The sequence below is a fragment of the Leucothrix pacifica genome (assembly GCF_003172875.1).
Classification (GTDB): domain Bacteria; phylum Pseudomonadota; class Gammaproteobacteria; order Thiotrichales; family Thiotrichaceae; genus Leucothrix; species Leucothrix pacifica.
Genome location: NZ_QGKM01000017.1, coordinates 1 through 20,639, shown reverse-complemented (window position 1 = coordinate 20,639; position 20,639 = coordinate 1). Strand labels below are relative to the sequence as shown.

The following is a 20,639-nucleotide window of genomic DNA, read 5'->3' as shown; positions in this document are numbered from 1 at the left end:
TGTTTGAAATAGTCGTGGGTTTGTCAGATTTTTTATATACTAGGTATTCTTAATGTTGAGTCGCAGTGATGCGATCTTTAAAAAACCAAGGAAACCATGAATAACGCAAACATTGCCGAATACATGCAACAAGTCGGACGACATGCTCGTAGTGCCTCTACCGTTCTGGCCGCTGCTGAAGCGGCTACCAAGAACAAAGCACTGCTGGTAATCGCCGATTTGTTAGAAGCAAAAGGCGATTACTTAAAAACAGAGAATGCTAAAGACCTTGAATCCGGTGTGGCGAAAGGCTTGGATGCAGCCCTGTTAGATCGTCTGGCACTCACCGATGCAAATATCGCAACCATGGCGGAAGGTATACGCCAGATTGCTGCATTGGCTGATCCTGTGGGGGAAATTTCCGATATGGCGTATCGCCCCAGTGGAATTCAGATCGGTAAAATGCGTGTTCCCTTGGGTGTTATCGGTATTATTTATGAGTCTCGCCCAAATGTAACGGCAGATGCTGCGGCGCTTTGTTTGAAGTCCGGTAATGCGACTATTTTGCGTGGTGGCTCCGAGGCGATTCATTCCAACAAAGCAATTGCCGAGTGTATTCAGCAAGGCTTACAGGAAGCTAACTTACCCGGCGAGTGTGTGCAGGTGGTTGAGACAACTGACCGTGAAGCGGTGGGTGAATTGCTGCGCTTAAAAGACAGTGTAGATGTCATTATTCCTCGTGGCGGTAAAGGTCTGATTGAGCGAGTCAGTGCGGATTCTCTGATTCCTGTCATCAAACACTTGGATGGTATTTGCCACGTGTTTATTGATGAGCAGGCAGACGAAGAAAAAGCTATCAGCGTCGCATTGAATTCAAAGACCCAACGCTACGGTACCTGCAATACGATGGAAACCTTGTTAGTGGCTGCGCCTATAGCGGAATCAATTTTACCGAAGTTGGCAGAAGCGTATGCATCTCATGAGGTAGAGTTACGAGGTTGTGATCGTACCCGTGATATTTTACCGGGTTGTGTCGCCGCTACCGAAGAAGACTGGAACACGGAATATCTGGCACCGATACTCGCGATTCGCGTGGTAGACGACATGGATGCTGCAATTGTCCATATCAATACCTACAGCTCTCAGCATACTGACAGTATTGTGACCGAGAATTACACCAAAGCACGTCGTTTCCTTCGTGAAGTGGACTCTTCCTCTGTGATGGTGAATGCCTCAACACGCTTTGCAGATGGCTTTGAATATGGCTTGGGTGCAGAAATTGGTATTAGTACGGATAAGTTACATGCCCGCGGACCGGTCGGCTTGGAAGGACTGACTTCCCTCAAGTATGTTGTGTTAGGTGATGGTCACATCCGCCAATGATCGGTGTTCGTGGCGGCACGTTTGACCCGATTCACATCGGCCATCTTCGGGCTACTCAGGAAGTTGCTGAAGCATTATCAGCGAATGGAACTGCTGACTCATCGCTTCAGCGGATTCATTTGATTCCTGGCAATATACCGCCACATCGTCCCCAAACGCTGGCTTCGGCTGAGCAACGTTTAGAAATGGTTCGGCTGGCAACACAAAATAACGATTTGTTTGTGCCGGATGACCGTGAGTTGCAGCGAGATGGGGCTTCTTATACCGTGGATACCTTGCGATCCTTGCGTAAGGATGTCGGAAATGAGTGTTCGATTTGCCTGATAATTGGCATGGACGCCTTCCTAAGTTTTACCACTTGGCACAAATGGAAAACTATCATTACACTCGCGCATCTGGTAGTTACGTCCAGACCGGACTATACTGCGCAACCTTTGCAAGCGTGGGCACAAGCCCTGCAAACAGAAAATACGCTGGATCTTCATGCGCAACCGGCTGGCAAACTCTTTTTTGTAGAGACCACCGCGCTGTCTATTTCAGCGACCGATATTAGACATCAGCAAGCCGAAGGACGAAGTATTCGTTATCTCGTCCCCGATGCTGTGTATGATTATATTCAGCAAAAACACTTATATAGAACACCATAATGGAATTAGCACAACTAGTAGAACTCGTCCGTACCTCATTGGATGATATGAAGGCAGAAGATATTCAGGTTATTGATATTCAGGGTAAATCATCAATGACTGATACCATCGTTTTGGCCAGTGGAACCTCCACTCGCCATGTAAAATCGTTAGCCAATGCGGTTCAGGTCAGCGCTAAAGATGCCGGCATTGAGCCGTTGGGCTCTGAAGGTGAGCTGGAAGGTGAGTGGGTCTTGGTTGATCTGAATGATGTGGTTGTACACGTTATGCTACCGGCTGTTCGTGACTTCTATAAGCTTGAGAAAATCTGGGAACGCCCGGAAGTCATCGAGAAAGTAGCAACTGCTGAAGACGAGTAATTCTTCGAGGTGCAGATTCATCTACTGGCCGTTGGCAATAAAATGCCGGCATGGGTAAAGCAGGGCTATGAGGAGTATGCGAATCGCATGCCACCGCATTGCAGGCTGATACTCAAAGAAATACCCCCTGAAAAGCGCGGAAAAAATGTCAATGCCAGTGATATTCAGCAAAAAGAAGCAGAGAAAATTCGACAGGCGCTACCGCCCAATTGTCGTATTGTGGCGCTAGACGGATTAGGTAAAATCTGGAGTACTGAGAAGCTGGCTGAACGTCTGGAAGACTGGATGATGCAAGGGCCGGATATCGCATTGATTATCGGTGGGCCAGATGGCTTGACTCGTGATTTTATTAAGCAGGTTGATGAGCATTGGTCACTGTCAAACCTGACCTTTCCGCACCCAATGGTTCGCGTGATTGTGGCCGAGCAGCTTTATCGGGCCTGGACCATCACGGAAAACCATCCTTACCACAGGGCGGGCTAGCATGTCAGCACTTCAGCTAGTATTAGCGTCAGCATCACCACGACGTCAGGAACTCTTGACACAGATTGGTATCACACCGTTAGTTCATCCGGTAGATATTGACGAAACGCCTCAACAAGGTGAGTCTGTGACAGACTTAGTGTTACGCTTAGCCGAACAAAAAGCTCAACAGGGCGCACTGGATACGAACGGTCAATATCCGGTGTTAGGCTCAGACACCGTTGGTTTGTTAAATGGACAGGTGCTACTCAAACCGCGTGACTTTGCAGATGCGGAGCGTATGCTCCTCGAAATGTCCAATCAGTGGCATGAAATACATACATCCGTTGCGTTGGTATATAAAGGTGTATCACACATCACCACCTCGGTGAGCCGGGTAAAATTCAGAGCAATCAGCCGGGATGAGATTGCCGATTACTGGCAAACCGGAGAACCACACGATAAAGCCGGGGCTTATGCCGTTCAAGGTATCGCTGCGATCTTTATCGAAAGAATTGAAGGCTCATATTCCGGTATTATGGGTCTGCCCATATTTGAAACATCACAGCTATTACAGCAAGCAGGAATAACTGGTTTACTGAAACAATCCTGATTTGCGCATAGCCCATTAATACTAGAATAATAGGCGGTCTTTGTGAGTGCAGAAATCCTGATTAATATCACTCCTCAGGAGTGCCGCGTAGCCTTAGCGAACAATGGTGCGCTTGAAGAAATATTGGTGGAACGTAACGCCCATCAAGGTATTGTTGGCAATATTTACCACGGCAAAGTTAGCCGTGTGCTTCCGGGCATGGAAGCTGCCTTCATTGATATCGGTCAGGATAAAGCAGCCTTCCTGCATGCTTCTGACTTATCTATGCAGAAAAAAGGCGTGTTAATGGGCGATTCCATTCCTGCCGAAGACATTCCTCCACCCAAAATTAATCAGGTCCTTCACGAGGGTAGCCAAGTCATGGTACAGGTGGTGAAAGACCCACTCGGTACTAAGGGCGCACGGCTGACCACTTATGTGACGATTCCATCTCGCTATCTTGTGCTAATGCCTGATACGCCGACCATAGGTGTGTCCAGTAAGATTGAATCTGAAGAAGAGCGTCTGCGTCTGAAAAATCTGGTGAATCAGATTCGTGAAGAGGAAAACTATAGTTACGGCTTTATTGTTCGTACTGTGACGGAAGGCATTAGCGAAACTGCATTACGGGCAGATATGCGATTTTTGAATCGCGTCTGGACCAAGGTCATGCAGCGTGCCAAACAATCAAAGAAAGTAGCACTGCTTTACACCGAGCTACCATTATCCAAGCGTATTCTTCGTGATGTCGTCAGTGAAGATATTAAAAAAATTCTGGTCGATTCCAGAGAAACGGCCTCTGGCCTGAAAGAGTTTTGCCAGACCTACATTCCGGAGCTTAAAGATAAAGTTGAGCACTATCCCGGGGAGCGTCCGATCTTCGATCTCTATGGTGTCGAGGATGATATTCAAAAAGCGCTGAAACGAAAAGTGCAGCTCAAATCGGGTGGTTATCTGATTATTGATCAGACCGAGGCCATGACTACCATTGATGTGAATACCGGTGGTTATGTCGGTCATCGTAATCTGGAAGAAACCATTTTTAAGACGAATCTGGAGGCCGCTCAAGGAATTGCTAAGCAAGTTCGACTTCGAAATTTAGGCGGTATTATCATCCTCGACTTTATTGATATGAAGACAGAGGATCACAAGAAGCAGGTCATATCTTCACTAGAGCGAGCTCTGGAGCGTGATACTGCAAAGACTGCGGTCAGTGGTGTGTCATCATTAGGTCTGGTTGAAATGACGCGTAAGCGTACCCGTGAGAGCTTATTGCAGACTTTGTGTGAGCCTTGCACCGTGTGTAGTGGCAGGGGCTTTGTCAAAACGGCCGTCACTGTGTGTTATGAGCTATTTCGTGAAATCTCGCGAGAGTCGAGACAGTTCGATGCCCGTGAGTTGCTGGTACTGGCTTCGCAGGATGTGGTTGATTTATTGTTAGATGAGGAGTCTGATAGTCTGGCGGAGCTGCAGGAGTTTGTTGCTAAACCAATCCGTTTTCAGGTGGAAGCCATGTACACGCAAGAGCAGTTTGATGTCGTGCTACTTTAGCCCCATAGTCAATAATACGAACAAAGCAATGTGCTGCGGCACGACAGGTCACTTATATGAATCTAATAGACGTTGCTGAAGCAACTTTGCTGACACCTTATGACTTAGATACCGCCCGCTTAGATAAGGTATTTGATGAACTAGTCGGGCCACAGACCGATATGGCTGATCTGTATTTTCAGTCGAAACGAGCAGAGGGCTGGTCTCTGGAAGATAGCATGATCAAGTCTGGCTCTTACAGTATCAGTCAAGGTGTTGGTGTGCGTTCGGTCAGCGGTGAAAAAACAGGCTTTGCTTACTCCGATGAAATTAGTCTGGATGCTTTGTTAGTGTCTGCCAGGTCAGCCTCGGCAATCAGTCGGGCAGGGCAGAATGGCAGAGTGAGTGCCTGGCAACGTCAGCCCTCTGTTCCTCTGCTATATACTCATGAAAATCCGCTGGATACTCTGACAGAAGCAGAGAAGATTGAATTATTGCGCCTGGCAGACACAACTGCCAGAGCAGCCAGTCCTTACGTTGAGCAAGTGATTGCTAATATCGGCGCGACCCATGAAGTGATTTTAGTGGCGGATCAAGAAGGTCACTTAAGTGCGGATGTACGACCCATGGTGCGAATGAATGTCAGCGTCATTATCGAAAAAGATGGTAAACGTGAAAGTGCTGGCAGCGGTGGTGGTGGCCGTTTTGGTATGGATTTTTTTGCACAGGCTGATCGCGTGAAGGGCTATGTTGACGAAGCGGTTCGCCAGGCTTTGGTTAAAATAGAAGCCGTTGATGCACCCATGGGTGAGCAAGTGGTGGTACTGGGTAACGGCTGGCCGGGTGTATTGCTACATGAAGCGGTTGGACATGGTTTGGAAGGTGATTTTAATCGTAAGGGCACATCCGCATTTAGTGGACGCATTGGTGAGCAAGTCGCCGCGAAGGGTGTCACCGTGGTTGATAATGGCACGATGCAAGATCGTCGGGGCTCACTAACCATTGATGATGAAGGTGTGCCGACGCAATGCACGACCTTGATCGAAGATGGAGTGCTCAAAGGGTATATGCAGGATAAAATGAATGCGCGTCTGATGGGTGTGCAATCAACGGGTAATGGTCGTCGTGAGTCTTACGATAGTTTGCCAATGCCTCGTATGACAAATACCTATATGCTGGCGGGTGAGCGCGAGCCGGAAGAGATTTTGGCTTCTGTGAAGAACGGGCTTTACGCGGTCAATTTTGGCGGTGGGCAAGTTGATATTACCTCTGGAAAATTTGTGTTCTCTGCATCTGAAGCCTATTTAATTGAAGACGGCAAAGTGACGAGTCCGGTGAAGGGCGCGACACTGATTGGTAATGGCCCTGAGGTAATGACTCGAATCAGCATGATAGGAAACGACCTTGAACTGGATAAAGGCGTTGGTGTATGCGGTAAAGCAGGACAGAGTGTGCCGGTTGGTGTTGGCCAGCCAACACTGAAAATTGATGGCTTAACAGTAGGTGGAACAGCGGGTTAATCATGACAATTCAAGCAAAAAAAGAAGCCCTGTTAACCTTATCTCAAAAGGTATTGGACGAAGCTAAAAAACAAGGTGCGACCAGTGCCGCAGCCGGTATTAGTACAGGCGATGGTTTGTCTGTTGATGTGCGTATGGCAGAGATTGATAAGTTGGAGTACCACCGTGATCAGGGGCTGGGCGTAACCGTCTATTTTGGACAGCGTCAGGGCACAGCCAGTACTGGTGATCTGTCAGATGCGGCAATCAGTGATACCGTGCGTGCAGCCTGTAACATCGCTAAGTATACCTCTGAGGATGAATGTCGTGGTCTGGCAGATGCTGAGTTGATGGCCACTGAATTTCCTGATCTGGACTTGTATCATCCGTGGGATATCACTGCAGAGCAGGCTATTGAGAAAGCGATTGCTTGTGAAAATGCTGCCCGAGAATTCGACCCGCGAATCACTAACTCCGATGGTGCGAGTGTCAGTACTTATAGTGGTCTTAGTGCCTATGCTAATTCTCATGGTTTTGCAGCTGTCAGAGCCAGCAGTTCACATTCCCTGAGTTGCTCAGTCATTGCCAATGAAGCAGATGGTGATGGTATGCAGCGTGATTACTGGTACGACAGTTCCCGTATTGGTAGCCAGTTAGACAGTCCGGAAATCGTCGGACAAAAAGCCGCTGAAGAAACTCTGTCACGTTTGGATGCCCGTAAGTTGACGAGTCGCCAGTGCCCGGTACTTTACATTCCCCGCCTGGCGAGTGGCCTACTGGGTCACTTCACATCAGCCATTGGCGGTAGCGCTCAATATCGCAAAGCGAGTTATTTACTTGATAGTGTGGGCAGTAAAGTCTTTCCTGATTTTGTGAATCTATATGAACGCCCGTTTATTCCGCAGGGCATGCGCAGTGCGAGTTATGACTCTGAAGGCGTGGCAACCCGGGAGCAGGATATTGTGCGTGACGGCATTGTTCAGACCTATATCATGGGTAGCTACTCAGCCAGAAAGCTTGGCTTGCAGTCCACCGGAAACTCAGGCGGCTTACACAATCTGACGGTTGATTCTACCGGACAAGGCTTTGCTGAAATGCTTAGACTGATGGATACCGGCCTGCTGCTGACCGGATTGATTGGTAGCGGCATTAATGGTATTACCGGTGATTATTCTCGAGGTGCGACGGGGTTCTGGGTAGAAAAGGGTGTGATTCAATATCCTGTTGAAGAAATCACGATCGCGGGTAACTTAAAAGATATGCTGGGAGGGATTGTGGCTATTGGAAATGATACGGATCGACGTATTGGTACTCGCACAGGTTCCATCTTAGTTGAGCAAATGATGATCTCTGGTGAGTAGTGATATTCCTGAGACAATAGCGTAGTATGCTGAGGGTCTTAATCGCGATTTATCAGGGACATAGGGAATAGATTGGAAAGGATCTGGTTAAAGCAATACCCGGAAGGTATCGCTGCAGAAATTGATCTGAGGGAATATACTTCCCTTGCGGATCTGTTCCGGCGTAGTGCTGAACGATATGCTGATCATGTTGCGTTTGTTAGTCTTGGCCAAGAATTAAGCTATCGCAATCTGGATGTGCTCAGCAAGCGCATGGCCGCCTATCTGGTCAAAGAGTTAGGACTGTATCAGGGTGACCGTATTGCGCTGATGATTCCCAATCTATTGCAATATCCTGTCGCTGTATTTGCAGCTCTGCGTGCTGGCCTTACGGTCGTTAATATTGATCCGCTTTGTACGCAACGCGAACTTCGTTATCAACTCAAAGATTCAGGCTGCCGTTGTGTTGTTGCTTTAGAAGACTGCGCCCGTAAGCTATCAAATGTTGTGGGTGATACCGATGTTGAGACGGTTATCTTAACTCAGCTTGCAGACTTATTAGGGATCAAACGCAAGACCGCCGTCAACTTTAAGCATAAGTGGATTTCCAGTCGCGTACCAACCTACCAACTAAAAAAATCAGTCTGCTTTAGCAAAACACTGCGCAAATCTAAGTCGCTATATGCGGATCCAATTATCCAGCCGGAAGATCTGGCGCTCATCCAATACACGAGTGGCACTGAGGGTGTCCCCAAAGGTGTCATGTTGTCGCATCGCAATCTGATTGCCAATACGATGCAGTCGGCTAGCTGGGCATCTATTGATTTGAGACTGGGTGAAGAAACCGTCGTATCAGCACTGCCGTTGTGCCATATCTTTGGTTTTGCCGCGACCTTGTTATTCCCGATTAAAATTGGCGCACGCAACTTATTAATCGCAGATGGCCGGGATTGTGAAATAATCGTCAAGCTGCTGGAGAAATATGAATTTTCCATGTTGGTTGGCGTGAGTACCTATTTTCGTGAATTGGTACGGACCGAGGGCTTTGAAGCGCTGGATTTCGGTGAGTTAAAACTGTCCTTATCCGGCGGTATGCCTGTTCACCCATCCGTCGTAAAGGACTGGTCACAAGTTACCGGAACGCCAATTATCGAATGCTACGGCATGACAGAAACGTCCCCGGCAGTCACGATTAATCCGCTGCATATACTCAAATATAATGGAACTGTCGGCTTACCACTGCCATCAACAGAGGTCTCCATTCGCGATCTTAGTGGTAATGAATTGGGTATTGATACTCCCGGCGAGCTATGGGTAAAAGGCCCGCAGGTCATGGAAGGCTATTGGCGACAAGCTGATGCCACCAGGCAAGTCATGGATAAGGAAGGTTGGTTCCGCACGGGCGATGTTGCGGTGATCTCCGAGCTGGGCTATCTTAAAGTGATTGACCGTATCCGCGATATAGTGAATGTATCAGGCTTTGTTGTCTATCCAAGTGAAGTAGAGCGTTTGGTTCTGTCGCTGGATAGTGTCAAAGATGCTGCAGTCGTAGCCGCTCCGGATGATCGCTCCGGAGAGGCTGTTAAGTTATTTGTCGTGCCTGCTAATCCACTGGAGCATGATGAGGAAGGAATACTGGGTTTTTGCAGATCCAAGCTTAGTGGTTACAAGTGCCCCAAGCATATTGAATTTGTTGAGCGCATTCCTCGTTTGAAGTCTGGTCGCTTATTACGCCGTGAGCTGCGAAAAACTACCTACTTCGGAACTTAAGTTATTGGCTCGGTCTGAGCGTGACACGTTTGCCGGATAATACGCATCTCTGAACGACATCATATCCTGATCTTTTATCAGACGACTTAATTTATCCTGAATCCCTTTACGTCCCACAAACTGGGTTAGCCTCCATTTGAAGGGTATCTTTCCGTATTGCTCTTTAACAAAGCTCAGTTCTTCGTGATCAACTTCATAAGGATGCATATAAAAAACAGCTGATTCCGGTAATGGTTTGATCAGGGCATTTGTCATGGCATAGGGTGATAAGCGAAAGTAGCCACCACCAAAGTAGGGCAGCTTATATTTGCCTAGTTTGATGTAACTTAGATAGAACTCGTCAATGCCGTACTCCTGAAACACGCTGAGATCATACTTTTTCTCGATCCCGTACTTCAGCACCTTCATTGGAAAGAGTGATGAGTCATAGCGAATGCCACTCGCCTGTAGTGCTTCACAAAATGGATGGAATAGGTGTTCACGAATCGAGAAGTTAGGCGCACGGAATCCAATCACTTTTTCGCCGCCGGCATCTTCCAGAATCTTTACCGACTTTGAAATATCTTCCTGCATTTGCACCGGGCTCATGCTGTAGATATTTTGATGAGAATAACCGTGTGATGCCACTTCATGACCTTCTTTGACCATGCGTTGGATAAGTTCGGGAAATTTCTCAGCCACATTGCCAAGCGTAAAGAAGGTTGCTGTGGTGCCATTTTCGGATAATACATCCATCACGGTGTGAGTACTGCGTAGTACCCGCTCGGTGACGGAGTTATTGCGGTCGAGTACAGACTGAGACCAGTCCTCTACGTCTACGGTGAAAATCACGTTCTCGCCTCATTTTTTTGTTAGTTATAGTTTTGATAATCATGCTACGAATGACAACATTTAGCCCGTGATACAGGGATTAGCGGGATAGAATCAGATAGGCGGCCTGATAGTGAGGTTGCTGATGATTATTACTTTAGTTTTTTGATAAGTTCGGGTATTCTACGCGGCTTCTGAATCGGGATATAGCGCAGTCTGGTAGCGCACCACACTGGGGGTGTGGGGGTCGTAGGTTCGAATCCTGCTATCCCGACCATTTCAGAAGCCTATATAGTCTCATCTAGTCCACCGTCCACATCATGGACGAACCTCTCTCAACATTAATACTCCTCCTGATAAAACAGCAAATCCTTCACTGACATCTGGCTAGGTTCTCCATAATGGCTGATATTCAAGCCCGGCATAAGAAACGCAAGTTGTTTGCTACTTGGCCATATGAATCCTTGTTTGGCAGTGACGGCACGATATTTTTCAGTACCGTCATGGTTAAAAGCGACCTCTTCATAAGTACAAATCTTGAAGCCAACCCGTAGTTTTTTAGCCTATTTAACAACTAGTGGTATAAAATAAGCCAACCTGAAAAGAACGGAGTCTTACCCGCATGGAACAAACCCCAAACAACCTGGCAGCTTACTGCTGGTCTATCGCTGATCTGTTACGCGGTGACTTCAAACAAAGCCAATACGGTCGCATCATCCTGCCGTTTACGCTGCTGCGTCGTTTAGAGTGCGTGCTGCAAGACAGCAAAGATAAAGTGCTTGAGGAATCCAAGCGCCTTCAAGGCACGGGGTTGCCCGAAGAAGCTCACGAAAAGTTTTTACTCAGAGCCAGCGGCCTCAGCTTTTACAACACCTCAGCCATGGACTTGTCAAAGCTCGGGCAAAACGGTATTAAAGAGAACCTGGAAAACTACATCCAAAACTTCTCCCCAGACGCACGCCAGATCTTTGAGTACTTCAACTTTGCCGAATTCATTGGTCAGTTAAACGACGCTGACTTGCTGTACAAGGTGGTTGAGAGAGTTAAAGCCACGGATCTGAGTCCCGATGTCATCTCCAACCACGATATGGGCTTAGTGTTTGAAGAGCTGATCCGTCGCTTTGCTGAAAGCTCCAACGAAACCGCCGGAGAGCACTTTACCCCGCGTGACATCGTGCGCCTGACCACGGCGTTGGTGTTTATTGAAGACGATGACCTCCTCACTAAAGAAGGCATTGTCCGTACTATCTTTGACCTTACAGCGGGAACCGGCGGCTTCCTTTCCTCGGGGATGGAATACGTTCACGAGCTCAACCCGCAAGCGGTGATCCGTGCTTATGGCCAAGAGCTGAATCCTGAAAGTTACGCGATTTGTAAAGCGGATATGCTCATCAAAGGGCAGGATGTGAATAACATCAAGTTGGGCAACACCTTATCCAACGATCAATTCTTTGGGGTGCGGTTTGATTACATGCTGTCTAACCCACCATTTGGTGTGGACTGGAAAAAGATCGTCGATATCATCAAAACAGAGCATTTGCAAAAAGGCTTTGACGGACGTTTTGGCCCCGGCTTACCGCGAGTCTCAGACGGCTCCTTGCTGTTCCTGATGCACCTGATTAGCAAGATGCGGGATGCCAGCGAAGGCGGCAGCCGTATCGGCATTATCCTCAATGGCTCCCCGCTGTTTACCGGCGGCGCGGGGTCGGGTGAATCGGAAATCCGTCGTTATATTTTAGAAGCTGACTTACTGGAAGCCATCGTCGCGTTGCCAACGGATATGTTCTACAACACCGGTATCGCAACTTATGTGTGGGTGTTGTCGAATAAAAAAGCGGCCGAGCGCAAAGGCAAAGTGCAGCTGATCAATGGCGTGAACCTTTGCGGCAAAATGCGCAAGTCACTGGGCAGTAAGCGCAATGAAATGAGCGCGGATGATATTGCCACCATCACGCGTACTTTTGGTGAGTTTGAAGTGGTGGAGGCGCGTGAGCTGGATAAGCCTGCCGAGCAAAAAAGCAACCGTGGTCGCCAGTCAGAGAACCCTAAAAACGACGCACCTAAAACCTTCGCCAGCAAGATCTTTGATACGCATGAGTTTGGGTATCGTCGCATTACTATCGAACGTCCGTTACGTGAGAGTTATCAGTTTAGTGATGAACGAATCGCAGAACTACGCTTTGCCCCGAAGCCACTGAATGCGGTGATGAAATGGGTGTATGAGACCTATGGTGGAAACTGGACTGACAGCAGTGAAACGCCAGAGGTTGAAATGGTCGGTGAGGCTTCTGCTAAGTATGGCCTTGAGCTGGAAGCGTATGGTGTATTAACTCAACACGAAACCGCGATTCGTAAGTATGTTAAAGCTAACTTTAGCGAGCTAAAAGAAGCCAAAATAAAAGAACTGCTCAATGTCGAGACATGGGAAAAACAGAAGCGAGCCTTACTCAAAGCGAAGCAGCTACAAACCGCGATTGGCACTTACCAGCACGATGATATGAATGACTACGATGCTGATGTGAAAGCGGCCTGTAAGTCACAGAACATCAACTTAGATGCGTATGAGAAAAAGCAGATCACGGCAGCGGTGAGTTGGATAAACCCAGACGCAGAAAAGGTGATTAAGAAAGTCCATAAAAACACCGAGGCGAATCCGCAATATGGCTTGTTTGAGGTGGACGGTAAGACGATAGAATACAAACCTGACGGCAATCTACGCGACCACGAAAACGTAAACCTTGACCCCTCGCAGCCCGTGAATGAGGTGAACGAAGCTTACTTTGCCAAAGAGGTACAACCGCATGTACCCGATGCGTGGATTGATGCTAGCAAGACTGATGCTCTGGATGAGGAAATTGGGATTGTGGGCTATGAGATTCCGTTTAATCGACACTTTTACCAGTACCAGCCACCGCGGGATTTAGCGGAGATTGATGCGGATTTGGATAAGGTGAGTGCGGAGATTATGGCGCTTCTGAAGGAGGTACACACCTGATGCCTAACAATAAAGACTTAGCCTTACAAAATGATGAAACATACAAAAAGTGGTTAACCTCATTAAAACAAGAGTTCAGACAGACACAGATACAAGCGTCTATTCAGGTCAATCAGACATTGCTTCAATACTACTGGCAGCTTGGCGAACAGATTGTGGAGCGCCAGAAAAATACTGAATGGGGAAGTGGTTTTCTAAAGCGCCTTAGCCAAGACCTAATGACTGAGTTCCCTGAAATCAAAGGGTTTTCACAGCGTAACCTTGAAGTTATTAGGCAATGGTATTTGTATTGGCATGAAGAGGCTGCAATTGCGCAACAGCTTGTTGCGCAATTGACAAGTATTCCTTGGGGGCATAATGCTCAGCTCATTAGTAAGTGCAAAAGTCAGCAAGAGGCCCACTATTATGTGACACAAATCATCTCGCATGGGTGGAGTCGCAGCGTACTGGTTCATCAAATTGAAAGCGGTTTGTACAAACGCGAAGGTGGCGCACTAACGAACTTTGACGCAACACTACCCGCGATACAGTCCGACCTTGCCCAGCAAACCTTAAAAGACCCGTATATTTTTGATTTTCTGACACTGCGCAACGACTACAACGAACGTGAGCTAGAACAAGGCTTAATCGAACACATCACACAGTTTTTATTAGAACTTGGCTCTGGCTTCGCTTACATGGGGCGGCAAGTAGCGATACAAGTTGGTGAGCGCGACTTTTATTTAGACTTACTGTTTTATCATACTCGCCTCCATTGCCACGTGGTGATTGAGCTTAAAGTGGTTGATTTTGAACCTGAGCATGTTGGCAAACTTAACTTTTATATTAAAGCAGTGGATGAGCAAATTCGTCAGGAAGGCGATCAACCAACGATTGGGATTCTCTTGTGTAAAAGCAAAGATAAGACGGTTGTGGAATATGCGTTGAGTGATGTGCAAAAGCCGTTGGGTGTGACGGAGTATCAGCTGACACAGTCTTTACCCGATAATTTGAAATCTAGCTTGCCGAGTATTGAGGAGATTGAGCGTGAGCTGGAGGGCGAGCTGTGAGTATCATAGGCCCTAGTAAGAAATATCAGGCTTACCACTTATATAAGGAATCTGGAGTTGAGCGGTTAAAAACGATTCCGTCTCATTGGTATTTGACCAGAGTGAAGTACATTGCAGAAATAACGCCCCGAAAGCCTTCTGTTGACCGAAGTCTTAATTGTAGTTTTGTTGCAATGGAAAAGTTAAAAACCGACTCTCTTGTTTTAGATGAAGTTAGACAAATTGATGCCGTTTACGATGGATATACATACTTCGCTGAAAACGACATTTTGATGGCAAAAGTTACGCCATGCTTTGAAAATAAAAATATTGCTATTGCGAAAGGTTTAACCAACGAAATTGGCTTCGGCTCCTCCGAAATTTATACCATAAGAGCCACTAAAACAGTCCATAACAGATTCTTGTTCTACAGACTGCAAGAAGATGGATTTATGGACTTGGCGATAGGTGCGATGACTGGAGCGGGTGGCTTAAAGCGTGTTCCATCAGAAATACTCGCTAACTACCCATATGCATCGCCAGATTATGTAGAACAAGAAACAATTGCCAACTTCCTCGACCACGAAACCGCCAAAATCGATACGCTGATCGAAAAGCAACAGCAGCTCATTAAGCTGCTAAAAGAAAAGCGCCAAGCGGTGATTAGTCACGCGGTGACGAAAGGACTTAATCCTGATGTGACTATGCGGGATTCTGGGGTAGAGTGGTTGGGGGAAGTGCCGGAGCATTGGGTGGTTACAAAAGTAAAATATAAGGCTGAATTAACACCAAAAAAAACGGAAGTAGAACTTCATAAACGCAAACAATGTAGTTTTATTCCGATGGAAAAATTGAAAAAAGACCTATTGCTACTTGATGAGGTTAAAAATATTTCTGATGTCTTTGATGGGTATACATATTTTAGAGATGAGGACCTTTTGCTAGCTAAGGTGACTCCCTGCTTTGAAAATAAAAATATGGTTGTTGCCAGAGGTTTAGTAAATGGGATTGGCTTTGGGTCATCGGAAATATATGTTTTGCGTGTACCAGAATCTGGCTTGAACGATTTCCTCTATTATCGGTTACAAGAGGATGTTTTTATGGAAATGGCGACTGGCGCAATGACTGGAGCTGGTGGACTTAAACGTGTGCCTGCGGATTTTTTAGTTAATTTTCAATTAGCACTACCACCAGAAGAAGAAAGGTCAGAAATAATAAAACATATTAAAAAACTTACAGCCCGTATTGATGAGTTGGAGTGCCAATCAAATAAGGCTATAGAGCTATTGCAAGAACGCCGCACCGCCCTAATCTCCGCCGCAGTCACAGGCAAAATCGACGTCCGAAATTGGCAGCCTACAAAGCCCGCTAGTAACGAAGCCGAAGAGGTTGTTGCATGAGTGACCTGAAACTTTTCAGCCTTCACGGCAACAGGGTCAATGAACTCAAAGGTCAGGCGGCTAACCTTGAAAAAGACCTGCAAAACCTTATCGAAGCGAATATGGAAACCTTTCTAGGGGTGCGCTTTCTTGCCAGAGAATACACCACAGGAAAAACCCACAAAGGCCGCATTGATAGCTTAGGTCTCGATGAAAATAACGCCCCTGTAATTATTGAATACAAGCGCCATCAAAATGAAAACGTGATCAATCAGGGCTTGTTTTACCTCGATTGGCTCATGGATCATCAGGCAGAGATACAACTACTCACCCAGCAAAAACTCGGCGCTGAAGTCGCGGAGCAAATTGAATGGGCTGGCACACGCTTGGTGTGTATTGCGAGCGGTTTCAACCGTTATGATGAATACGCCGTCCAACAAATAGAGCGCAATATTGATCTCATGCGCTACCGTTATTTTGGTGAAGACTTAATCGCCTTAGAACTGGTTCATGCGCATGATGCCGATGTCACGAGCACCCCCGTTAAAATCAGCAAACCAAACACAGCCGAAGCGCCTATCAAAGCCAAACGCAATGTAGATAAAACGCAGGCAGAACGCATTGCAGTGGCGAGTCCTGAGCTAACGGCTTTGTATGACTCACTCTGTACCTATGCAGAGCAATTGGGTGATGAAGTACAGCGCAAAGAACTCAAGCTCTATACGGCCTTCAAGCTTATTAAGAACTTTGTGTGTGTCATTGTATTACCACAGAAAAAAGACCCACGGGTTCAACTAACGCTTAAGCTGCCTGGGGAAGATTCAAGCGATGGTTTTACGCAAGACGGAAGTAACAAGGGGCATTGGGGAACGGGTGATTTGTTGGTGGATGTGCGTAGCGCTGATGAGCTAGAGCGTGCTAAGGCGTTGATTTTGAAGAGCTACGAGAATGCTTAATGCCATTATCCACAGTAAAGCTGGCCGCATTGAAGTGGACAAAGATATAGATAAAACGTCACTTAGCTGGCGTCAGCTTTACCAACAGCGCGAAGACCTTTTAACGTCAGCCTTTTTCTCACGCTTCACCTATTTATCAGGTTTGTTGCAACATCGCTTATTAAAAAAATGGCTGGGTGGCGGAGATTTTACAGAGTTCAAAGGGATTGATTATTGGCCGCGTTATGAACTGCCAAATCATAAAAGCCGTAACTTTGTTGAGCCTGATTTGTTACTACGCTTTGCTGATTGTGATCTCTTAGTTGAGGTTAAACCACCTGAAGGTGGCGACCAATATCATGAGCAATGGCGCTTAGAAATAGAAGGCTACTATGACCAAGAATCTCAAACAAAGCCTCTTTATTAGTCCTCTTCAAGGTTAAAACCACCGTCTTTAGACGGTCAGATTTATCTGCGATACTTTTCCTTTCAGCTAAGTTTACAGCGGAGAGGCTAAGATGGAGTATCGGTATGGCAGCCACACAGTTTTCAAAATACAGTATCATTTTGTTTTTGTAACAAAATATCGTTACCAAGTACTTACAGGTGATGTGGGAATCAGAGTTCGTGAATTAGTGCGTCAGACATGCGAGGTCTTTGAGATAGAAATTCTGAAAGGGGTTGTGAGTAAGGATCATGTTCACTTACTCGTTTCAGCACCACCCACAATGGCTCCCAGTGAAATCATGCGGCGAATTAAAGGACGGAGCTCAGCCAAACTATTTGAGTCCTTCCCCGACTTAAAAAGGCGCTTTTGGGGACGGCACTTTTGGGCTCGAGGCTATTTTTGTGTAACCTCTGGTGATTTAACGGAAGAAATGATTAAGGAGTATCTTGAGCATCACTTCGAGCCTAAAGGAGACGATAATTTTAAAACGGAAGATTAGACGGGTCTACTTGACCCGTATCCGGACTTTCAGTCCTTTATGCTAACCCACCTGCTTTAGCTGGTGGTTGTTGAGTTCTTGGCAATAGGTCGTGTTGGAAAAATATTGGCCGAATTCGATACTGACGCAATACGCGACAAGCATGATCAATTTCAGTTAGCCAATGCGCGTGAGTGGCAACCCATAGCTTATGAACTTCGAAAACTACTTCTCTCTCATGACTTAGATGCTCAGGATAAGCGGATAGTAGAAGACATGCTCGAATCTTTGGAGTTATACGGTATTCGCTCACAGGAATTACGGTGGGATGTATTACCGAAACTTTATGCCAAACAGCCACTGAGTTTGAGTGTAATGGATGCGTGGCCAAGTTAGTTTCACGAAAACACTACGTACTCTCCAGCATTAACAAATAAATACTGAAACAATCACTATGGATATTGCAGCAAAGAAAGCACTTTTAAGTCAGGTCAGAGTGGGGCACCGATTACTCGCATCATATTACCAACGTATCCACCTACTACTGAGCGATATGAGTCATGATGAACGCCTTGAACTGGAGTATTTTTCTTGGGAGCCTAAGGTCTATCATAGGCCTGCCCCTCGACTTTCTAATGTGCTTGATTGTTGGGCATGGGATTTGTTGCCGGGTGTCGCTACCTCTTACTTTTTCTTACATGGATCAGAAAAGAAAGCCCAGCGGCCTGGTGACTGGCTACTTGTCATTGATGTTGTTACCGATACAGCAGTAGAAGATGAAGAGTCGGAAAGTGCGCTCGATTTTGCAGTGTCAGCAGAGGAAGCCCAGAGTGTTGTACGATGTCACTTAGTCGCGCCACATAAAAAGTCCAAGGTTGACTGGTTTCATAGTGTTTGGGGTGAGGTTGATTGGCCTGAATGTACGGACACTCCAGTACTGAAAAGTATAGATGATAATAAGCAGTTCTATGGTGTTGGGTTTGAAATACCTATGGAGGAATTAATGGGTGAGGATAGTGTAGAAATCTTGGTTGATAAGATTATTACTTTCCGTGATGCAGTTTTGCCGAAGTCCAAGTAATATGAGTGCTAGCTATAAAATAGGCATCGGATTAGATGGCAGTTAAGGTCTCACATATTACACACATTGATAACTTGACGAGCATTCTCAGTCATGGCTGCCTATGGTCAGACGCAAAGCGTCTTGAGCTTGGCTTGGTAAACCAAAACATTGGCTATAGCCATATCAAGCAACGTAGGTTAGTTCGTCCTGTGACGGTAGCTGCTGGAGGAACTATTGGGCAATATGTACCTTTTAACTTTTGTCCTCGCTCAGTGATGTTGTTTGTTATTCATAAAGGCCATGATGACTTTCAAGGCGGACAAGATCGCGTGTTACACTTGATCAGTGACATTGACACTATCCAGTTGACTAACGACTACTGTTTCTTTACTGATATTCATGCAGACTTGGATTTTGCAGAACAAATTGACGACTTTGATAGGCTCTCTGAGTTAGATTTTAATAAAATCATAAAAGAGAGATACTGGCAAAGCTTTAGTGAAGAGAAACAAGCTGAATTTCTCGCTTTTGAATCAGTCGCGTGGCAGTCTATCAAAACGATAGGCGTGAAAACCCAAGAAGTTGCTGACGAGGTTAATACATTACTCCAAAGTGCGACACATAAACCAAGGGTTATTGTGAAGCCGGAGTGGTATTACTAGGACTTATTATGATTACTTATAAAACAGGAAATATATTGCATGATCAGGCAGATGCCATCATCAACACAGTCAATACTGTAGGAGTGATGGGTAAAGGCTTGGCCTTGCAATTTAAAAAGGCATTTCCTGACAATTTTAAGGTCTATAAAAAAGCATGTGATAATAAGTCTGTCGTGACGGGTAAAGTGTTACCTGTCTCTCTTAATTCAATTAGTGCGCCTTTTTACATTATTAATTTTCCTACCAAAGCACACTGGAAGGCTAACTCGAAGCTTGAGTATGTTGAGCAAGGCTTAGAAAGCCTCAAAAAGGAAGTTAAACGATTAGAGCTTAAATCTATTGCTATACCCGCACTGGGCAGCGGTTTGGGCGGTTTGCCATGGCAAAGTGTTGAGCAAATACTCCAAGAATCCCTAGCTGAATTGCCTGAGGTCGAGTGGCGAATTTACCCACCACAAACTTCACCCAATGCACCAGTAATGCCAAACAAAACGACGCGACCAGCCATGACTAAAGGTAGAGCGGCGGTACTTGGCTTAATTGACCGCTATGTGTCTACAGGATTTGGGTATCGCTTATCACTCCTTGAAGTACAGAAGTTGGTATATTTTTTGGTGGTTGCGGGTGAGCCTATGGAAAAAGTTGTTTTCCAGAAGCATCACTATGGTCCTTATGCGGATGTTTTGAGGCATGTGTTAAACCGAATGGAAGGGCATTTTATTACTGGCTATGCTGACGGGCAAAATAAACCTGACACACCCATTGAGTTGAAAGATGATGCGTCTAAAGAGGCACTTGCCTACTTGGAGCAACATCCTGAGACTAAGCAGCACTTTGAGAAGGTTGCTAGTTTGATTGAGGGCTTTGAGTCTCAAAATGGTATGGAGCTTTTATCGACGGTACACTGGGTTGTGACGAAAGAGCTAGTAGGTAAAGAATTTTCTAAAGATGAGCTAGTTACACAAGTTCACCGCTGGAACAAAAGAAAAGCTCAGATGAAACCCGCGCATATTTTGGCAGCTTGGCGTCGCTTGAATGAGCACGATTGGTTAGTTGCTTAGATTGATTTAATAAAGCGTTATCGTGATGTTGCAATATCTGACGCTATAGATTAGGTACTCATTGATGCTTACGATGGGTCAAATTCCTATTTATTTCAAAGTGATCAGCTAGCTTACAGTCGTCCTGATAGAATCGAAGGTGGTGAGCAGCGCTGGCAAACTCTGGGTAAAGTTGAAGGGCGTCTTTTGCTTTTAGTCGGTAAGCGTCAGGTGAACTAC

At 46.2% G+C, this 20,639-nt stretch carries 20 protein-coding genes and 1 tRNA gene; 20 read left to right on the top strand and 1 reads right to left on the bottom strand.

What is annotated here, in order from left to right; genetic code table 11:
• Positions 1 to 96: 96 nt before the first annotated feature.
• The 9 genes from DKW60_RS08270 (at position 97) to DKW60_RS08230 (ending at position 9,561) form a co-directional block, all read left to right on the top strand.
• Positions 97 to 1,362, top strand: a complete 1,266-nt coding sequence (locus DKW60_RS08270; RefSeq protein WP_109837185.1) for a glutamate-5-semialdehyde dehydrogenase — start codon at positions 97 to 99, stop codon at positions 1,360 to 1,362.
• Positions 1,359 to 2,009 (top strand): nicotinate-nucleotide adenylyltransferase, encoded by a 651-nt coding sequence (gene nadD, locus DKW60_RS08265; RefSeq protein WP_109837184.1) that lies wholly within the window; start codon positions 1,359 to 1,361, stop codon positions 2,007 to 2,009. The genes DKW60_RS08270 and nadD overlap by 4 nt, the downstream gene beginning before the upstream one ends.
• A complete protein-coding gene (rsfS, locus tag DKW60_RS08260; RefSeq protein ID WP_109837183.1) occupies positions 2,009 to 2,368 on the top strand; it encodes a ribosome silencing factor in 360 nt (119 codons plus the stop codon). Before nadD ends, rsfS begins: the two co-directional genes overlap by 1 nt.
• 9 nt (positions 2,369 to 2,377) lie before the next feature.
• Entirely contained in the window at positions 2,378 to 2,851 is a 474-nt protein-coding gene (gene rlmH / locus DKW60_RS08255) for a 23S rRNA (pseudouridine(1915)-N(3))-methyltransferase RlmH (protein ID WP_109837182.1), read from the top strand.
• Position 2,852: 1 nt separating this feature from the next.
• On the top strand, positions 2,853 to 3,443 hold the full coding sequence (locus DKW60_RS08250) for a Maf family protein (protein WP_109837181.1): 591 nt from the start codon (positions 2,853 to 2,855) through the stop codon (positions 3,441 to 3,443).
• Between the two features lie 42 nt (positions 3,444 to 3,485).
• Complete coding sequence (rng, locus tag DKW60_RS08245) at positions 3,486 to 4,973, top strand: ribonuclease G (RefSeq protein ID WP_109837180.1); 1,488 nt, start codon at positions 3,486 to 3,488, stop codon at positions 4,971 to 4,973.
• Positions 4,974 to 5,029: 56 nt separating this feature from the next.
• Positions 5,030 to 6,472 (top strand): metalloprotease TldD, encoded by a 1,443-nt coding sequence (gene tldD / locus DKW60_RS08240; RefSeq protein WP_109837179.1) that lies wholly within the window; start codon positions 5,030 to 5,032, stop codon positions 6,470 to 6,472.
• 2 nt (positions 6,473 to 6,474) lie between these two features.
• Entirely contained in the window at positions 6,475 to 7,812 is a 1,338-nt protein-coding gene (gene pmbA / locus DKW60_RS08235) for a metalloprotease PmbA (protein WP_109837178.1), read from the top strand.
• A 72-nt stretch (positions 7,813 to 7,884) separates the two neighbouring features.
• Complete coding sequence (locus tag DKW60_RS08230) at positions 7,885 to 9,561, top strand: AMP-binding protein (RefSeq protein WP_109837177.1); 1,677 nt, start codon at positions 7,885 to 7,887, stop codon at positions 9,559 to 9,561.
• Here the strand turns inward: DKW60_RS08230 and DKW60_RS08225 are convergent.
• Entirely contained in the window at positions 9,520 to 10,392 is an 873-nt protein-coding gene (locus DKW60_RS08225) for a polysaccharide deacetylase family protein (protein WP_109837176.1), read from the bottom strand. The two genes, DKW60_RS08230 and DKW60_RS08225, sit on opposite strands and share 42 nt — an antisense overlap.
• A 179-nt stretch (positions 10,393 to 10,571) precedes the next feature.
• Between DKW60_RS08225 and DKW60_RS08220 the strand changes: the two genes are divergently transcribed.
• The 11 genes from DKW60_RS08220 (at position 10,572) to darG (ending at position 20,420) form a co-directional block, all read left to right on the top strand.
• A tRNA-Pro gene (locus DKW60_RS08220) sits at positions 10,572 to 10,648 on the top strand.
• A gap of 345 nt (positions 10,649 to 10,993) precedes the next feature.
• Positions 10,994 to 13,366 carry a type I restriction-modification system subunit M gene (locus DKW60_RS08215; RefSeq protein WP_109837175.1) on the top strand — a complete coding sequence of 791 codons (2,373 nt, stop codon included), beginning with the start codon at positions 10,994 to 10,996 and terminating at the stop codon, positions 13,364 to 13,366.
• Positions 13,366 to 14,415, top strand: a complete 1,050-nt coding sequence (locus tag DKW60_RS08210; RefSeq protein ID WP_109837174.1) for a PDDEXK nuclease domain-containing protein — start codon at positions 13,366 to 13,368, stop codon at positions 14,413 to 14,415. Before DKW60_RS08215 ends, DKW60_RS08210 begins: the two co-directional genes overlap by 1 nt.
• Positions 14,412 to 15,794 (top strand): restriction endonuclease subunit S, encoded by a 1,383-nt coding sequence (locus tag DKW60_RS08205; protein ID WP_109837173.1) that lies wholly within the window; start codon positions 14,412 to 14,414, stop codon positions 15,792 to 15,794. Before DKW60_RS08210 ends, DKW60_RS08205 begins: the two co-directional genes overlap by 4 nt.
• Entirely contained in the window at positions 15,791 to 16,729 is a 939-nt protein-coding gene (locus DKW60_RS08200) for an endonuclease NucS domain-containing protein (protein WP_109837172.1), read from the top strand. The genes DKW60_RS08205 and DKW60_RS08200 overlap by 4 nt, the downstream gene beginning before the upstream one ends.
• Positions 16,722 to 17,135 carry a hypothetical protein gene (locus tag DKW60_RS08195; RefSeq protein ID WP_109837171.1) on the top strand — a complete coding sequence of 138 codons (414 nt, stop codon included), beginning with the start codon at positions 16,722 to 16,724 and terminating at the stop codon, positions 17,133 to 17,135. The genes DKW60_RS08200 and DKW60_RS08195 overlap by 8 nt, the downstream gene beginning before the upstream one ends.
• 91 nt (positions 17,136 to 17,226) lie before the next feature.
• Positions 17,227 to 17,655, top strand: a complete 429-nt coding sequence (gene tnpA, locus DKW60_RS08190) for an IS200/IS605 family transposase (RefSeq protein ID WP_109837170.1) — start codon at positions 17,227 to 17,229, stop codon at positions 17,653 to 17,655.
• A 105-nt stretch (positions 17,656 to 17,760) separates the two neighbouring features.
• Positions 17,761 to 18,030: a hypothetical protein gene (locus tag DKW60_RS08185; protein ID WP_146203453.1), complete on the top strand. Its 270-nt coding sequence runs from the start codon at positions 17,761 to 17,763 to the stop codon at positions 18,028 to 18,030.
• A gap of 58 nt (positions 18,031 to 18,088) precedes the next feature.
• On the top strand, positions 18,089 to 18,715 hold the full coding sequence (locus tag DKW60_RS08180; protein WP_109837168.1) for a hypothetical protein: 627 nt from the start codon (positions 18,089 to 18,091) through the stop codon (positions 18,713 to 18,715).
• A 35-nt stretch (positions 18,716 to 18,750) separates the two neighbouring features.
• Positions 18,751 to 19,359 (top strand): type II toxin-antitoxin system toxin DNA ADP-ribosyl transferase DarT, encoded by a 609-nt coding sequence (gene darT / locus DKW60_RS08175; protein ID WP_109837167.1) that lies wholly within the window; start codon positions 18,751 to 18,753, stop codon positions 19,357 to 19,359.
• A gap of 8 nt (positions 19,360 to 19,367) precedes the next feature.
• On the top strand, positions 19,368 to 20,420 hold the full coding sequence (gene darG / locus DKW60_RS08170; protein WP_109837166.1) for a type II toxin-antitoxin system antitoxin DNA ADP-ribosyl glycohydrolase DarG: 1,053 nt from the start codon (positions 19,368 to 19,370) through the stop codon (positions 20,418 to 20,420).
• Positions 20,421 to 20,639 lie beyond the last annotated feature (219 nt).

Bases quoted from the DNA above. Each gene is read 5' to 3' on its own strand.
- DKW60_RS08250 (WP_109837181.1), top strand. From the start codon at position 2,853: ATGTCAGCACTTCAGCTAGTATTAGCGTCAGCATCACCACGACGTCAG.
- darG (WP_109837166.1), top strand. From the start codon at position 19,368: ATGATTACTTATAAAACAGGAAATATATTGCATGATCAGGCAGATGCC.
- tldD (WP_109837179.1), top strand. From the start codon at position 5,030: ATGAATCTAATAGACGTTGCTGAAGCAACTTTGCTGACACCTTATGAC.
- DKW60_RS08200 (WP_109837172.1), top strand. From the start codon at position 15,791: ATGAGTGACCTGAAACTTTTCAGCCTTCACGGCAACAGGGTCAATGAA.
- darT (WP_109837167.1), top strand. From the start codon at position 18,751: ATGGCAGTTAAGGTCTCACATATTACACACATTGATAACTTGACGAGC.
- DKW60_RS08210 (WP_109837174.1), top strand. From the start codon at position 13,366: ATGCCTAACAATAAAGACTTAGCCTTACAAAATGATGAAACATACAAA.
- nadD (WP_109837184.1), top strand. From the start codon at position 1,359: ATGATCGGTGTTCGTGGCGGCACGTTTGACCCGATTCACATCGGCCAT.
- rsfS (WP_109837183.1), top strand. From the start codon at position 2,009: ATGGAATTAGCACAACTAGTAGAACTCGTCCGTACCTCATTGGATGAT.
- DKW60_RS08215 (WP_109837175.1), top strand. From the start codon at position 10,994: ATGGAACAAACCCCAAACAACCTGGCAGCTTACTGCTGGTCTATCGCT.
- tnpA (WP_109837170.1), top strand. From the start codon at position 17,227: ATGGAGTATCGGTATGGCAGCCACACAGTTTTCAAAATACAGTATCAT.
- DKW60_RS08270 (WP_109837185.1), top strand. From the start codon at position 97: ATGAATAACGCAAACATTGCCGAATACATGCAACAAGTCGGACGACAT.
- DKW60_RS08195 (WP_109837171.1), top strand. From the start codon at position 16,722: ATGCTTAATGCCATTATCCACAGTAAAGCTGGCCGCATTGAAGTGGAC.
- pmbA (WP_109837178.1), top strand. From the start codon at position 6,475: ATGACAATTCAAGCAAAAAAAGAAGCCCTGTTAACCTTATCTCAAAAG.
- DKW60_RS08180 (WP_109837168.1), top strand. From the start codon at position 18,089: ATGGATATTGCAGCAAAGAAAGCACTTTTAAGTCAGGTCAGAGTGGGG.